The sequence below is a fragment of the Citrobacter sp. Cu096 genome (assembly GCF_030332285.1).
Classification (GTDB): Bacteria; Pseudomonadota; Gammaproteobacteria; order Enterobacterales; family Enterobacteriaceae; genus Citrobacter; species Citrobacter meridianamericanus.
Genome location: NZ_JAOWID010000023.1, coordinates 138,443 through 154,891, shown reverse-complemented (window position 1 = coordinate 154,891; position 16,449 = coordinate 138,443). Strand labels below are relative to the sequence as shown.

General features: G+C 49.0%; 13 protein-coding genes and 1 other RNA gene. 7 read left to right on the top strand and 7 right to left on the bottom strand.

The features are described 5' to 3' along the window. Positions 1–6: 6 nt before the first annotated feature. The 7 genes from tdcB to garP form a co-directional block, all read right to left on the bottom strand. A complete protein-coding gene (gene tdcB / locus OGX99_RS09670) occupies positions 7–996 on the bottom strand; it encodes a bifunctional threonine ammonia-lyase/L-serine ammonia-lyase TdcB (protein WP_187253309.1) in 990 nt (329 codons plus the stop codon). 98 nt (positions 997–1,094) lie between these two features. After that, positions 1,095–2,033: a transcriptional regulator TdcA gene (gene tdcA / locus OGX99_RS09665; RefSeq protein ID WP_151224393.1), complete on the bottom strand. Its 939-nt coding sequence runs from the start codon at positions 2,031–2,033 to the stop codon at positions 1,095–1,097. A gap of 957 nt (positions 2,034–2,990) precedes the next feature. Then, an RNA gene (gene rnpB / locus OGX99_RS09660) (RNase P RNA component class A) lies at positions 2,991–3,367 on the bottom strand. 32 nt (positions 3,368–3,399) lie between these two features. Continuing rightward, positions 3,400–4,545 carry a glycerate 2-kinase gene (gene garK, locus OGX99_RS09655; RefSeq protein WP_151217828.1) on the bottom strand — a complete coding sequence of 382 codons (1,146 nt, stop codon included), beginning with the start codon at positions 4,543–4,545 and terminating at the stop codon, positions 3,400–3,402. A 65-nt stretch (positions 4,546–4,610) separates the two neighbouring features. Next, positions 4,611–5,501: a 2-hydroxy-3-oxopropionate reductase gene (gene garR / locus OGX99_RS09650; RefSeq protein WP_003024889.1), complete on the bottom strand. Its 891-nt coding sequence runs from the start codon at positions 5,499–5,501 to the stop codon at positions 4,611–4,613. A gap of 30 nt (positions 5,502–5,531) precedes the next feature. Then, positions 5,532–6,302 carry a 2-dehydro-3-deoxyglucarate aldolase gene (garL, locus tag OGX99_RS09645; RefSeq protein WP_151217829.1) on the bottom strand — a complete coding sequence of 257 codons (771 nt, stop codon included), beginning with the start codon at positions 6,300–6,302 and terminating at the stop codon, positions 5,532–5,534. Between the two features lie 15 nt (positions 6,303–6,317). Further along, entirely contained in the window at positions 6,318–7,652 is a 1,335-nt protein-coding gene (gene garP, locus OGX99_RS09640; RefSeq protein ID WP_003024898.1) for a galactarate/glucarate/glycerate transporter GarP, read from the bottom strand. A 402-nt stretch (positions 7,653–8,054) separates the two neighbouring features. On the opposite strand from garP, the gene garD reads away from it, so the two are divergent. The 7 genes from garD (at position 8,055) to OGX99_RS09605 (ending at position 16,449) form a co-directional block, all read left to right on the top strand. Continuing rightward, positions 8,055–9,626, top strand: coding sequence for a galactarate dehydratase (garD, locus tag OGX99_RS09635; RefSeq protein ID WP_278238579.1), 1,572 nt, complete (start codon positions 8,055–8,057; stop codon positions 9,624–9,626). Positions 9,627–9,981: 355 nt separating this feature from the next. After that, positions 9,982–11,241, top strand: coding sequence for an ABC transporter substrate-binding protein (locus OGX99_RS09630; RefSeq protein WP_286543333.1), 1,260 nt, complete (start codon positions 9,982–9,984; stop codon positions 11,239–11,241). A gap of 78 nt (positions 11,242–11,319) precedes the next feature. Next, positions 11,320–12,264, top strand: coding sequence for a carbohydrate ABC transporter permease (locus tag OGX99_RS09625; protein ID WP_187253311.1), 945 nt, complete (start codon positions 11,320–11,322; stop codon positions 12,262–12,264). Positions 12,265–12,274: 10 nt separating this feature from the next. Beyond that, positions 12,275–13,099: a carbohydrate ABC transporter permease gene (locus OGX99_RS09620; RefSeq protein ID WP_003024907.1), complete on the top strand. Its 825-nt coding sequence runs from the start codon at positions 12,275–12,277 to the stop codon at positions 13,097–13,099. A gap of 11 nt (positions 13,100–13,110) precedes the next feature. Beyond that, on the top strand, positions 13,111–14,217 hold the full coding sequence (locus tag OGX99_RS09615) for an ABC transporter ATP-binding protein (protein ID WP_187253312.1): 1,107 nt from the start codon (positions 13,111–13,113) through the stop codon (positions 14,215–14,217). Between the two features lie 36 nt (positions 14,218–14,253). Further along, positions 14,254–15,510, top strand: a complete 1,257-nt coding sequence (locus tag OGX99_RS09610) for a Gfo/Idh/MocA family protein (protein WP_286543332.1) — start codon at positions 14,254–14,256, stop codon at positions 15,508–15,510. An 18-nt stretch (positions 15,511–15,528) separates the two neighbouring features. Continuing rightward, on the top strand, positions 15,529–16,449 hold the full coding sequence (locus OGX99_RS09605; RefSeq protein WP_187253314.1) for an ROK family protein: 921 nt from the start codon (positions 15,529–15,531) through the stop codon (positions 16,447–16,449).

Below are 16,449 nucleotides of genomic sequence, written 5' to 3'. Positions count from 1 at the left end.
AGTATATTAAGCGTCAACTAAACCAGTAATTTGAGATACACGAGAAAGGTCGATATTACCGCCAGAAATAATGCTGACTGTTTTTCTGTTCTGGATATAGCTATCTAATTTCCCGCTTAATAATGCTGCGCATGCCAGCGCGCCGGCACCTTCAGTCACAACTTTATTTCGCTGAATTAATGCCACCATGCTGTTGCGAATTTCATCTTCGCTGACCAGGACAATGTCATCCACCAACTCACGAACTATTTCATACGTTAAAGTACCCGGGCGGGAAACATCACAACCATCCGCCAGGGTGCCGGTCGTTCGGTGCGTGGTTATTTCTCCAGCGTGGAAGGAAGCCGCCATGCCGTGAACGTTTTCAGCCTGTACACCTATAATTTTAATGGTCGGGTTAATTGACTTAATTGCCACTGCAATACCCGCAATCAGTCCGCCGCCGCCAATTGGCACAATTACGTTATCGACATCGTACAAATCTTCCAGAATTTCCAGACCAATAGTGCCCTGACCGGCAATCACTTTCGGGTCATCATAGGGTGGAATAAAAATACGGCCTTCCGTTTCCACAATCTCGCTAACCTTCGCGATGGTGTCGTTGAAGTTGTCGCCATGCAGTACCACTTCTGCGGAATAATCGCAGGTTGCCGCCACTTTAGACTTCGGCGCGCCTTTTGGCATCACCACTTTGCCATCGATACCGAGCATAGCGCAGGAGAGAGAAACCCCTTGCGCATGGTTACCTGCAGAGCAAGCCACCACGCCCTTCATTCTTTCTGCTTCTGTTAATGAACTGAGCTTGTTAAAAGCGCCACGGATTTTAAATGAACCGGTACGCTGCATGTTTTCAAACTTGAGGAATATTTCCCCTTTGCAACGTTCACTAAAATAGTTAGAGCGAGGCATTCCCGTTTTATATATTTTCCCCGCCAGTCTTTTTTTCGCTTCGAGGATATCTTCAATTGCAACTGGGAGATCGTATGTAATGTGCATTAGAACCTCTTACTAGGGTATTAAAGTAAATAGATAGCCGTGACCATTGTCAGATATAGACAGATGGCGATTATTTCGTGTTAAAACAAATTCAATCTTTAATCAACTTCAATTAATTGCCTTCGTCTTCGACAATTATATGATGAATATTCTTTGGCTAATTCCACCAAAATAGATGCTGCTTTTTTAATTCGATAATTTTTCGACCACACGGCGGCATAACGCGCGACGGGTAACGTCTCTTCTACCGGGATAGTAATAAACTGGTTTGAGCCAAATGGTGTGGTCATATCACAGGGAATTACTGTTAAGAAATCAGCATTGAGAACAAGATTATAAATGGTGACGACGGAGTCGGTATTAACGATGTTTTCACTGCTGATGCCATTATTTTGTAACGTAGTTAGAAGTTCGCTGTAGTACCCCATATTCGTTTGTGGCAACACCCACTGTTCGTTTTTCAACGCGCTCAGCGAGGTGATGCCGGTGCATGTTCGGGACTTGCTGGCGACCAGGATGAAGTCTGACTCAAAGAGCGGCTCAACATGTAGATCGTGCAGTTTCATCTCATCACTTAGCGTACCGATGGCGAAGTCCAGACGCCCGTCACGAATCGCAGGTAAAAACGAGGAGAGCTGAGCTTCATACATGGAAACCTGCGCTTTCGGGAACACCTCTTTGAATTTTTTAATCATGCCGGACATGATGGTGAACGCAATCAGTGACGGAAAGCCAAACGACACATCAACGACTGCATTGCTCGTCATGCTGTTCATCTCATCAACCATGTTTTTCATTTCACGGGTAATGGATTCAGACCACGAGAGCATTACCTGACCAGCCTGAGTTAATGTCACGCCTGTATTTTTACGTACGACCAGCTCAATACCGAAATAAGCCTCTACATCATTTATGATTTTGCTAACAGCCGGTTGAGTTAAACCTAATTCTTTTGCAGCCGAGCCGATAGAACCGCTTCTGATGACTTCCTGAAAGACCACTAAGTGCTGTGTTTTAGGGAGCGTAATAGTATTCATATCGACCTGTGCTAATTACTTTGTTGACGGCAGGGAGTGTAGCAAATTAAGCATTCGAGGATATGTGCGACCACTCACAAATCCCCTTGACTTACATTTTGTAAGACTATTATAAAAAATTAAACCACTTATAAATCATATGGATATGAAATATCGATCTCACTTTATTCTGACTTTAATCAAAAAAAGATGGGGGGATAACGATTTTTTATGGCTATAACATCGCCATTTTATCCGTTATTTATAAAAACCAGGAAAGGCTATATTTCAATCAATTACAGAGTATTTATCGGGCAAAATGGCGCTTAAATTTAATAAGTAATTTATCAAATATAATTATATTTTATCGTTTGTGGTGATAAAATAACGCCATGCATCACATTTTCCAGCCTTATTTGTTTGCAAAGAAACATTGTGTTTATTAATTATTAATCAAAAACACACAATAAAACATCACATGCAACATTGTGTTAACAGTGGTTTTGTGCAATTTATTAGCAAGTAATTTTGTGATGGTGATCGATTGCGTTCGATTATTCTCGATAAAAACGTATCGCACAGCGTTTTGTGCTAACCATCACAAAAAATGAATTATCCCACGAAGCATTCCATAAAATAAAAGAATCCCGCCGAATAAATAAAGGTCAAATAAAAGATTAGATGAAGGAGAAATAAACGCCTGAACCATGGTGAACCAATCGCAACGCAAAAACCCCGCCGAAGCGGGGTTTTATAAAGAGTGAAGCTGACCGATAAGCCGCGTTCTTTTGAGCATTGCGTCGTGGACAGTCATTCATCTATTCTACCCCCAGAAAGCAAAAACCCCGCCGAAGCGGGGCTTTGGAAAGAGTGAAGCTGACCGATAAGCCGCGTTCTTTTGAGCATAGCGTCGTGGACAGTCATTCATCTATTCTACCCCCAGAAAGCAAAAACCCCGCCGAAGCGGGGTTTTATAAAGAGTGAAGCTGACCGATAAGCCGGGTTCTGTCGTGGACAGTCATTCATCTAGGCCAGCAATCGCTCACTGGCTCAAGCAGCCTACCCGGGTTCAGTACGGGCCGTACCTTGTGAACCCCTATTTGGCCTTGCTCCGGGTGGAGTTTACCGTGCCACGGACTGTTACCAGCCGCGCGGTGCGCTCTTACCGCACCCTTTCACCCTTACCTGATCCCACTTACGTGGGCCATCGGCGGTTTGCTCTCTGTTGCACTGGTCGTGGGTTTCCCCCCCAGGCGTTACCTGGCACCCTGCCCTATGGAGCCCGGACTTTCCTCCCCTCCGCCCGTCTCCCCCGAAGAGGACGACGACGAAGCGGCGACTGTCTGGTCAGCTTCGGCGCGCAGTATAGAGGGTTTGCGGGTCAATGTCACCCCGCACTGCGCATTCCTATCGCCAACGTGGCGGCGATGTTCCTTGAAGCGCGATAAATATTATCAAATGCCCCGCGGAAGGCCTCTTCCAGCGTGCTGATGCTGGTCAAGACGCTAAATACCGCATCGATACCATATTGATGCACTACCTCTACATCACGCGTCAGGCTGCCGCCAATACCAATTACCGGTTTGTGGTACTTCTTCGCGACGTTCGCCACACCTACCGGCACTTTGCCGTGAATACTCTGGCTGTCGATACGCCCCTCTCCAGTCACCACCAACGTACAGTCGTGAATATGCTCTTCCAGGTTGAGCGCCTGGGTCACAATCTCAATACCACTGCGCAGGTCCGCGCCTAAAAAAGCCATTAACGCGGCACCCATTCCACCAGCTGCACCGGCTCCGGGAACATCCTTCACATCGACCCGCAGCGATCTTTTAATGATGTCAGCATAGTGGGATAAATTACGGTCCAGTTCGAGAATGCGTTCTTCCGTCGCCCCTTTCTGCGGGCCGAAGATTCGCGAAGCGCCAGTATCACCGATGAGTGGATTGGTCACATCGCAGGCCACGCGAATGGAGCAGGTTTTTAATCGCGGATCCAGACCGGAAATGTCGATGCGGTTGAGGCTCATCAGACTGCCGCCCCCGTAGCCAATCTCTGTCCCATTGGCGTCGCAGAGCTTCGCGCCCAGCGCCTGCACCATACCCGCGCCGCCGTCGTTGGTCGCACTACCGCCAATGCCGATAATAATACTCTGCGCCCCGCTATCCAGCGCCTGCAAAATCAGTTCCCCGGTACCGCGTGACGTGGTGACTAACGGATTGCGCTTCTCAGGAGGAACCAACGCCAGACCGCTGGCAGCCGCCATTTCGATAAACGCAGTTTTCCCATCTCCGGACATACCCCAGCAGGCATTCACTTTTTCACCCAGCGGCCCCGTCACCCACGCGGAATATTCACTCCCTTGCGTGGCGGCGATCATGGCTTCGACCGTTCCTTCGCCGCCGTCGGCCACCGGAACTGAAACATATTGCGCATCGGGGAAAATTTCCCGAAATCCTTTTTCTATTGCCTGAGCTACCTCGGTGGCAGAAAGGCTTTCTTTATAAGAGTCTGGGGCAATTACGATTTTCATAGTTATGTAGCCTGACTGTGCCGCGCAAGGCAAGAAATACAGGGCGCGCATCCGCGCCCTTCTTGTTAGCGAGTGACTTCCACTTTCGCCAGTTTTTCGTAGTAGCATGCGAGCGCACTGTGATCGGCAGTGCCCAGCCCATCTGCGCGGAGCGCCTGCATCATCTCCATGACGGCAGCAGTCAGTGGCAACTGCGCACCGACCCCATGCGAGGTATCCAGCGCATTCGCCAGATCCTTAATATGCAGGTCAATACGGAAACCCGGCTTAAAGTTACGGTCCATAACCATTGGTGCTTTCGCGTCCAGTACGGTGCTTCCAGCCAGTCCGCCTCGGATCGCCTGATACACCAGATCCGGGTTCACACCCGCTTTGGTCGCCAGCGTCAGCGCTTCAGACATCGCCGCAATGTTCAGCGCCACAATCACCTGGTTCGCCAGCTTAGTAACGTTACCCGCGCCAATGTCACCGGTATGTACCACTGAACCAGCCATCGCTTTTAGCAGATCGTAATACTTGTCAAAAATCGCTTTATCACCGCCAACCATCACCGACAACGTGCCATCAATCGCTTTTGGTTCACCACCGCTGACCGGGGCATCCAGCATATCCACGCCTTTCGCTTTCAGCGCTTCGCTGATTTCGCGGCTGGCTAACGGCGCGATGGAACTCATGTCGATCAACACAGTGCCCGGCTTCGCCCCTTCAATAATACCGCCTTCCCCCAGCGCCACCTCTTTCACGTGCGGAGAGTTCGGCAGCATGGTGATGATCACATCGCACTGCTCGGCAATATCTTTCGCCGTGGCGGCGGTTTCTGCACCTGCGGCAATCACTTCCGCAATGGATTCCGGGTTACGGTCAGCAACCACCAGCGAGTAACCTGCCTTGAGGAGGTTTTTACTCATTGGTTTACCCATGATACCGAGGCCAATAAAACCAACTTTCATTGTCATGTCTTTATCTCTCTCTACTGTCGATGGTGGTTATTTCTTAAAAGAATCAGCCAGTTTCTGCGTGGCTGAACGGAACACGCCAAGGTCGCTGCCAACGGCAACAAACGTCGCGCCCCACTCCAGATAACGACGCGCATCTGCCTCTACCGGGGCCAGAATGCCGCTTGGTTTGCCATGTGCTTTCGCGCGGGCAAAAATGTGCTGAATAGCTTTCTGCACATCAGGATGTGATGCATTGCCGAGATGGCCTAACGCCGCAGCCAGATCGCTTGGACCGACAAAGACACCGTCAACGCCTTCGGTCGCCGCGATGGCGTCAACGTTATCGACGCCCTGTTGACTTTCAATCTGCACGATGATGGTGATGTTCTTATTCGACTGCGCAAAGTAGTCAGGTACGGTGCCAAACATATTGGCGCGATGGGAGACGGACACGCCGCGAATACCTTCCGGCGGATAGCGGGTCGACGCCACGGCGTTCACTGCCTCTTCTTCCGTCTCAACGAACGGGATCAGGAAGTTGTAAAACCCAATATCCAGCAAGCGCTTGATAATCACCGGCTCGTTGGTCGGTACGCGCACGACCGGCGCGCTGACGCTGCCTTTCAGCGCCATCAATTGCGGGATAAACGTCGAGATATCGTTCGGCGCGTGTTCGCCGTCCAGCACCAGCCAGTCAAAACCCGCCAGGCCTAAAACTTCGGTACTAATTGGGCTGGCTAATGCAGACCAGCAGCCAATCTGAATCTGTTGCGCCGCGAGGGCCGCTTTAAACTTATTCGGGAAAATCGTGTTATTCATCGCCTATACCTTTGTTTATTTCTGCAATTCCATACGTTTAATGTCACCGACAATAAACAGGTAGCAAACCATTGCCATCAGCGCCGAACACCCTACAAACATCAGCGCAGCATTAAATGAGTGCAGCTCGCTCACCAGATAACCAATCACCAGCGGGGTGACGATAGAGGCTACGTTGCCAAATACGTTAAATACCCCACCGCACAGACCGACGATTTCTTTCGGCGCGGTATCGGAAATCACCGGCCAACCCAGCGCGCCGAAGCCTTTGCCGAAGAACGCAAGCGCCATCAGCGCAACCACCAGAGTGGTGTTATCGGTGTAGTTACACAGAATAATGGTCGACGCGAGCAACATTCCGAGCACAATCGGCAGCTTACGTGCCAGAGTGATGCTGAAGCCACGTTTAATCAGATAATCAGAGAACACACCGCCGAGCACGCCCCCGGCAAATCCGCACAGCGCTGGAATCGACGCCACCAGCCCCACTTTCAGGATCGACATGCCTTTTTCCTGTACCAGGTAAATCGGGAACCAGGTGAGGAAAAACCAGGTAATGGTGTTAATAAAATACTGACCAAAGAACACGCCAAGCATCATACGATTTGTCAGCAACTGCTTGATATAATGCAGTTTAGGGCCACCTGATTTCACATCGCCGGGCTTTTTATGGTCCATATCCACGACCGCACCGTTTTCAGAGATAAACTTCAGCTCTTCTTGCGACATACGCGGGTGATCGGTTGGGTTATGGATAAACTTTACCCACAGGCCAGTGAGCACAAAACCGATAACGCCCATCACGGTAAAGACGTGCTCCCAGCCCCAGGCAAAGGTCAGCCAGCCCAGCAGCGGCGAAAACAGCGCCAGGGAGAAATATTGTGCGGAGTTAAAAATCGCGGATGCCGTACCGCGCTCTTTCGTCGGGAACCAGGCCGCCACAATACGGGCGTTCGCTGGGAAGGACGGCGCTTCTGAGAAGCCCAGCATAAAGCGCATGATGAACATTGAAATACCCGCCCAGGCCAGCGGGAACATGTCTACAAAACCCTGCAGAAAGGTAAACAGCGACCAGAAGAACAGACTGTAGGTGTAGACTTTCTTCGAACCGAACTTATCCAGCAGCCAACCGCCAGGGATTTGCATCAACAGGTAAGCCCAACCGAAGGCGGAGAAAATGTAACCCATTGAGATGGCACTGAGCTGCAACTCTTTCGCCACTTCCGTGCCGGCAATAGACAGCGTCGCACGGTCCGCATAGTTAACGGCGGTAACAATAAATATGATTAGTAATATTAAGTAACGGGTGTGCGTACCTTTCTTTTTCTCGACAACTGTATCCAGTATCATTCTAATTACCTCGGGTACATAAAGTTTTTATTATTATTTGGCAAATATCCCTGATGATAAATTACCGATAATAAAAACGTATAATTATTTATCAGACGCTATAAAACCGTGATTTAGTATAATCAGCAGCCCAACGTTAATCATTGTGCAAGCGCTCATTAAACACGAGTTATTAAAATAATGTTTTGGGCATATGCACACATGCATGGGCGCTAATCCACACATTTACGTATTGCTAACCCTGGTGGGTCGGCCTTGCTGAGTTTAAGTGATCATTGTCACATTCTTCGCGATAAACTCCTGGCATTCTTATTTCACGATACCGAATCTTTATTACTGACAATGAGATTCAAAATATAAATATCTACACTATTATCACCACTTGTTGGAGAATACTGGACAATGGCCGACATCGAAATTAGACAAGAATCGCCAACGGCGTTTTATATTAAAGTTCACGACACAGATAATGTGGCGATTATTGTCAATGACAATGGTCTGAAAGCCGGGACACGTTTTCCGGACGGACTGGAGCTAATTGAACATATTCCCCAGGGTCATAAAGTGGCGCTCGTGGATATTCCAGTTCACGGCGAAATCGTGCGTTATGGCGAAGTGATAGGCTATGCCGTTCGCGATATCCCCCGTGGCAGCTGGATTGATGAATCAATGGTTGAGCTGCCCAAGGCCCCGCCGCTGGAGACGCTGCCGCTGGCAACCAAAGTGCCTGAGCCTCTGCCGCCTCTCGAGGGTTATACCTTCGAAGGCTACCGCAATGCTGACGGTAGCGTTGGCACCAAGAATCTGCTCGGCATCTCCACCAGCGTGCACTGCGTAGCGGGCGTGGTGGACTATGTAGTGAAAATCATTGAGCGCGACCTGCTGCCCAAATATCCGAATGTCGACGGCGTAGTCGGGCTCAATCATCTGTACGGCTGCGGCGTGGCGATTAACGCTCCAGCCGCCATCGTGCCCATTCGAACTATTCACAATATTGCGCTAAACCCGAACTTTGGCGGTGAGGTAATGGTCATTGGCCTCGGCTGTGAAAAACTGCAGCCAGAGCGCCTGCTGGAAGGCACGCACGATGTAAAAAGCATTCCGGTCGACAGCGCCAGCATCGTCAGCCTGCAGGATGAAAAACACGTCGGCTTTCAATCGATGGTTGCCGATATTTTGCAGGTGGCCGAACGCCATCTGGCAAAGCTCAATCAGCGCCAGCGTGAAACCTGCCCGGCATCAGAACTGGTGGTCGGCATGCAGTGCGGCGGCAGCGATGCGTTTTCCGGCGTAACGGCCAACCCGGCTGTAGGCTATGCCTCCGACCTGTTAGTACGCTGTGGCGCCACCGTGATGTTCTCTGAAGTTACCGAAGTACGCGATGCCATCCACCTTCTGACTCCACGTGCGATTAACGAAGGTGTGGGTAAACGCCTGCTCGAGGAGATGGCCTGGTACGACAACTACCTGGACATGGGCAAAACGGACCGCAGCGCTAACCCTTCTCCAGGTAACAAGAAAGGTGGTCTGGCAAACGTGGTGGAAAAAGCGCTGGGTTCTATTGCGAAGTCGGGCAAGAGCGCGATTGTCGAAGTCTTGTCGCCGGGCCAGCGTCCAACCAAACGTGGCCTGATTTACGCTGCCACCCCCGCCAGCGATTTTGTCTGCGGTACGCAACAGGTTGCTTCCGGGATCACAGTACAAGTCTTTACCACCGGTCGCGGTACACCGTATGGCCTGATGGCCGTGCCGGTGATAAAAATGGCGACGCGTACCGAGTTGGCCAATCGTTGGTTTGACCTGATGGATATCAACGCAGGCACCATCGCCACCGGAGAAGAAACGATTGAAGATGTGGGTCTGAAACTGTTCGAGTTTATTCTCGACGTCGCCAGCGGACGTAAGAAAACATTCTCAGATCAGTGGGGGCTGCATAACCAGCTGGCGGTGTTTAACCCGGCGCCAGTGACCTGATTATCGAAACGAAAGCCAAAGAAAAAACGGGGATTTATCCCCGTTTTTTATGTCGATGCCTAAACAGATAAAGTGATAATGTTCGCATTTTTAGAGGTTTTTTTTAACGCCTGTTTTTTTCGTTTCAAACCTGAAAAATGAACCTAACAATATGAAATAAAAAGAAATAATATCAACCTTGTTTTACGTTATATTTTCGTTTTGATAAAAGAGAAACCCACCGAAAGACAATCTTGTTTTAATGCGATAAACCTCTCTTTTTTACTGCTTTGACTTTCTCCGATGTTAAACAGATTATTCATAGGCTCCTGTAATTTACCTCATTAGCATTCTGACCTGAATAAAGAGGGAAGTTATGTATACCCTGAATAAAAATAACGTCGCATTGGCCTGTCTTATTTCCTGTTTACTGGCAACACCTGTCGTCGCGAGTGCTGAAGGCCAGTCGGAAGCAAAGCCTGTTAAATTACGCTACACATTATGGGACCGCAATCAACTCCCTGGCGAACAACAGCTCGTTAAAGAATTTGAAAAAGATAACCCTGGTATTAAGATCGAAATTGAACTAACGCCTTATGACCAATATTTTATCAAACTCAGTTCGGCAGTCGGTGGAAATGTAGCACCGGATGTATTCTGGATGAACATGCCTAATTTCCAGCAATATGTGAAAAATGGCATGCTGGAACCACTGAGTAATTATCTGAAAGATAAATCAGTGCCGAAACTGGATGATTTTGTTAAAAGCTCAGTCGATGCCTACCAATATCAGTCGCAGCAATACGCTATCCCAAGAGATATTGATGCAATTGCCGTCTGGTACAACAAAAAAATGTTCGATCAGGCTGGTGTGAGTTATCCCGATAAAAACTGGACGTGGAACGATCTAAAACAAAAATCAGAGCAGTTACGTAAAGGGCTGGATAAACAGTCTTATCCACTGGCAATGGAATTCAGCAGCGGACAGGATAGTTACTTTAACCTGCTATTACAGGCCGGAGATAAGATTGTCCTACCGGGAGGCAAAACGGATGTTGCCAATGACAAAGCTATCGCCGTCTATCGCGATGTTCAAGGCATGCTGAACGCAGGACTGATCCAACCCCCAGGCGAGATGGAAGCCTCAGATGTCTTCCAGTCAAATCGAGTGGCCATGGTCTACGCTGGGTCATGGTGGGCACTACCTTTCTCTCAAAACGAACTGATTAAAGATCACGTCGGCGTAGTGCCAATGCCTAAAATGGCAGAGCAGGCAGGTGTATCCCATAGTCTGGCATTTGCTATGTCAGCCAAAAGTCAGCATAAAGATGCGGCGTGGAAGTTCATTGAATTCATGAGCTCTGAGCATGCGCAGCAGACGCTGGCTACGGGAAAAGTCGTGATCCCCGCCAATCAAAAAGTGGCCAAAGAGTGGGCTGAAGGCTTTAAGGATATTGATGTTTCAGCCTATATCGATTCGTTGGCTTTCTCACATAAATATCCAACCGCTGGCTCTAATACCGCCAAGTGGAATAGCATCCTGAATGATGGCTTGAAAAAAGTGTGGACGGGTACTGACCCAGAGAAAGTAATGCCTGGTGTTGCTAAACGCGTTGAACGAGAAATGCAGAAATAATCCTGAGGGAGCCATGCTCCCTCTCGCTTTCGCCCGCGCAATATATTTTGGTTGCACAGTGAGCATCCCGGAGTCTGTATGAGTTATTCAGATGAAGCCGCATCCCCACAATTACCGACCAGGGAGGCGCAAAAAAAGTCCCTGACCAAGCTGGAAAAAGAAGAACGCTTCTGGGGATGGATAATGATTCTGCCATTACTGGCGGGGTTAATTGTTTTCTACTTTACTCCGTTCTTCCAGAACGTTTTCTATAGCTTCACCGATCTTGGCGAGTTTCAGATCTGGACGACAATCAGCTTAGATAACTATATTAATTTATTCAGCGATGATGAGTTTCGTTCAGCAATATATAACACTCTGGCCTATGTATTTATTTGCGTACCAATAATCACCGTTTTGTCATTACTGCTCGCAATTGGCCTGAATCAGGCGATTCGCGGTCAGTGGTTGTTTCGCACGCTGTTATTTCTGCCCGCTGTCACTATGCCTGCGGCCATTGCTATGGTCTGGCAGTGGTTGATGAACCGAAACTTCGGCTTAATTAATCAGATCCTGGCCTTTTTCGATCTTCCGGCCATCGGGTGGTTATCCGATCCCGATGTCGTCCGGCTGAGCGCCTCACTGGTGATTATCTGGTCGGCTATCGCGCTGAAGATGATCATTCTGCTCGCCGGATTGCAGGGGATCCCCAAACAAATTTATGAAGCGATGTCGCTGGATGGCATCAGCAAATTGCGTGGATTCTGGTCTATTACCTTACCGCTAATGATCCCCACGCTGTTTTTCGTACTGGTGATCTCTTTTATCGAAACGCTGCAAATTTTCGATGTGGTTTATCTGCTGTTTGGCAGTTCATCCATGGTGGACGATCAGACGATGACTATCGCCTATCTCTTCTATAAATACGCCTTTATCTACCATGAAAAAGGGTATGCCTCAGCGATCGCGGTGGTGATTTTCGTTATCACGATGGTCCTGACGCTGCTGCAAATATGGATTGGTAAACGACTTAAAGCACAGTGAGGCAACCACGATGTTCATGACTAAACGTGAAAAATGGCTAATTTACGGCTTGATGATCCTCGCGACGCTGGTAACTGTGGTTCCCTTCATCTGGATGATCATCACCTCTTTTAAAACCCAGGCAGAAAGCATCGCCTTTCCGCCGATCCTGCTACCTGCCAACCCAGGGTTTCAGGCTTACGGTAAAATCTTGCATGAAATGCCTTTTGGCAGCTTTTACTTTAACTCGATCGTCTCCACGCTGGTCATCGTCATTTTGCAGACACTGATTGCGGCAATGGCAGCGTACGGTTTCTCCCGACTGCGTTTTAAAGGGCGAGATGTCCTGTTTATGCTGTGTATTTCAATTCTGATGGTGCCCGGTCAGATCTTTTTAATCCCACAGTTTTTAACCGTTGAAAAAATCGGTTTGCTGAACTCAATTCCTGGACTGGTGCTACCGGGTTTATTCAGCATATATAGCGCCTTTTTATTGCGTCAGTTTTTTCTGTCAGTACCTAAAGAACTGGAAGAGGCAGCCATTATGGATGGGTATAACCATCTGACTATTTTCTTCAAAATTATGCTGCCATTAATTAAACCAGGGCTGATTGCCTGCGTCATTATTAACGGATTGTGGAGCTGGAATAACTTAATGTGGCCGCTGATCGTTAATACCTCCATGGATAAAATGACATTACCGGTAGGGTTAGCCTCGCTTTCCGGACGCTCAGGCGTGGAATATCCGATGTTAATGGCGGGCGCATTGCTGGCGATTATCCCGATGTTGTTACTTTATATCTTCTTCCAGCGCTATTTTATTCGCGGCATCGCTGGTGCCGGAATTAAAGGATAAGGGGCAGTGTTATGTCAGGTATTCAATTACAGGCAGTAAGCAAAGTCTATCCCAATGGCTTTCAGGCGATCCATGGCGTTGATCTTGAAATCCACGACGGCGAATTCATGGTGTTTGTCGGGCCATCAGGCTGCGCCAAATCAACGCTGCTGCGCATGATTGCAGGTCTGGAAGATATCACTCATGGTCATATAGCAATCGGAGAGAAGTGCGTCAACGACCTGCTACCAAAGGAGCGAGGCGTTGCCATGGTCTTCCAGAATTATGCCCTCTATCCCCACATGACGATTTATAAAAATATGGCATTCAGTCTGTTAGGGAAAATGAGCAAAGAAGAGATTGATATCCGCGTACGGGAAGCTGCACACAAGCTGGAAATAGAGACATTACTCGATAAAAAGCCCGGCCAACTTTCGGGCGGTCAATGTCAGCGCGTTGCCGTTGGCAGGGCTATCGTGCGTAAGCCAGACGTTTTTTTATTTGATGAGCCGCTTTCCAACCTGGATGCAAAGCTGCGTGTTTCAATGCGCGTGCGGCTGACAGAACTGCATCGACAACTGCGTCACGAAGGCGTGAGCGCAACCATGGTGTACGTCACGCACGATCAGATTGAAGCGATGACGATGGGAGACAGAATTTGCGTTCTTAATGGCGGTCGTATTATGCAGGTGGATACCCCAGGAAATATCTACCATCATCCCAGGAATAAATTTGTTGCTGGTTTTATTGGCAATCCGGCAATGAATATCCTGCTGCTTGATATTGAACCCGGCGCTCGTGGCCTCCGCCTGGCTGATAATTTAATCCTGCCATTGAATACACGCTTGAGTAACCTACTGGAGCAATACCCGCACTCCAGCGTCTGGTTCGGCATCCGGTCAGAGGCCATTCAGTTAGCCTCGCAGCATGACGTCTCTGCGTTCGATGCGCACATTACCAACGTAGAAAGGATGGGCAACGAAGACCTTCTGCATTTTGATATTGGTGAACAACATATGATCTTACGTATTAACTCCACCCCCGACTGGAACCCTCTTCCTGGCGAATCTATCAAAGTGAAATTTAATCTGGAAGCCGCCTTTTTGTTTGATAAAAAACATGAAGAAAATTTGGCCTGACCGTTATTCAGGCTAAGTGAAAAATGAGAGGTTTATATGTGTGCGAATAAAGTAACCGTATTAGTGGTAGGGGCTGGTGCGCGCGGAGAAATATATTCTCGCTATGCGCTTGAACATCCAGACAGAATGCAGGTGGTAGGCGTTGCTGAGCCCAGAGAGGCATATCGCCAGCAGTTTGTCGCACAGCATAAGATTGCCCCAAACAACGTATTTTGCGACTGGCAAGAGGCTGCGGCCCAACCCAAAATGGCCGACGTAGTACTTATTTGCACCCAGGATAATATGCACAAAGATCCAGCCGTAGCGTTTGCCAATCTCGGCTATCACATTCTGCTGGAAAAACCGCTCGCCCCTACACCAGAAGATTGCCGGATCATTATTGATGCGGTCAAACGCAACAACGTATTACTGGCGGTCGCCCACGTTCTGCGCTACACCCGCTATACGCAAAAGCTGAAATCGCTGCTTGATGATGGCGTAATTGGCGATATTGTCAGCATGCAGCATCTCGAACCCGTAGGTTACTGGCATCAGGCACACTCGTTTGTACGTGGTAACTGGCGCAATGAAGCAGAATCGTCATTTATGTTGTTACAGAAATCCTGTCATGATTTGGACTGGATCCGCTACATCATGGGCGACAACTGCCAGGACGTGGGATCATTTGGCAGCCTGAGTCACTTTGTGAAAGAGAATCAGCCTGCTGGCGCCAACGATCGCTGCCTTGATTGTCAGGTTGAAGCAACTTGCCCCTGGTCAGCCTGCAAAATTTATCTGGGTGAAAACCACAAATGCACTCCACACTTCCGTCGGGTACTGACTGCAGACCCCAACGAAGAGAATGTTCGCCAGGCGCTGCGCGATGGGCCTTATGGTCGTTGCGTTTATCGTTGTGATAATGATGTGGTGGATCATCAGGTTGTTAACTTACGTTTTGCCCACCAACAGACAGTGACCTTTACCATGACCGCGTTTACCAAAATGGAAGATCGAAAAACACGTCTCTTTGGTACCAAAGGTTATCTGGAAGGTGACGGCGAACAGATCCGTGTGTTTGATTTCCTGACAGATAAAGAGACAGTACATCAAATAGAGGAGATCGCCGCAGGGACGCAAACCCAGATGGGGGGGCATAGCGGTGGCGATTACTACCTGATGGATCGCTTTATCCACGCAGTGATGGCTAAGGATCAAAATATGATCCTTTCCGGCCCGGATGAGTCACTGGAAAGCCACTTAATGGTCTTTGCCGCAGAGCGCGCTCGCAAGGAAAACTGTCTGGTTACGCTGTGAAGCCGGAGGAGATGAGGCATGTTTTACGGTGTTGATATTGGTGGAACCAAAACTGAAATTGTCGCTTTTGATAAGGAAATGCAGGTTTGCTGGCGCAAGCGCGTCGCCACGCCAGTCCAGGATTATGAACTCTTTCTTTCGACCTTTACTTCACTTATTGATACCGCCGACTGGGCGACAGGAACGCAAGGAAAAATTGGCATCGGCATGCCCGGCCTTATGGACAGACATACCGGAAAGTTACTGTCATCTAACGTCCCTTGCTTGACTGGACGCCAGGTGATGAACGATCTGGCCCATCGCCTCAATCGTTCGGTTGAACTGGACAATGACTGCTGCTGTTTTGCACTCTCGGAAGCCCATACCCAGCAGGCTCGCCAGTTCTCCAGAATTTTTGGTGCCATTATTGGCACCGGCATGGGTGGAGGGTTAGTCATTGACGGTCAGCTGTATCGGGGCCGCAACAGAATGGCCAGTGAGTTTGGCCATTTACCGCTTCCAGCAACATTTATGCGTCGTTATCACTTGCCGGAACTGAAGTGCGGCTGTGGCTTACAAGGGTGCCTGGAACGCTATCAATCTGGCCCCGGTTTACTCTGGCTCCACAAACACTTCAGTGGTGAACAGCTTAAAATGGAGACATTGCTGGAGCGCTATCGTCATGGCAATGCCAGCGCCGTCACCACCGTAGAAGCATGGATAGATATGTTAGGTTGTACGCTGGCGCAATTGCAGTTGATTCTGGATGTCGATGCTTTTGTTCTCGGCGGTGGGGTTTCCAACATCGAAGAAATTTATACGTTGCTGCCGCAGGCCATGTCACGTTATTTGTTCCCGGGATTAGAACCTGCCCGCGTATTCCCGGCCATCCATGGCGCATCCAGCGGGGTTCGCGGTGCCGCATTGCTGCTGGTTGAACAGGGTACGCAGACCCACTAA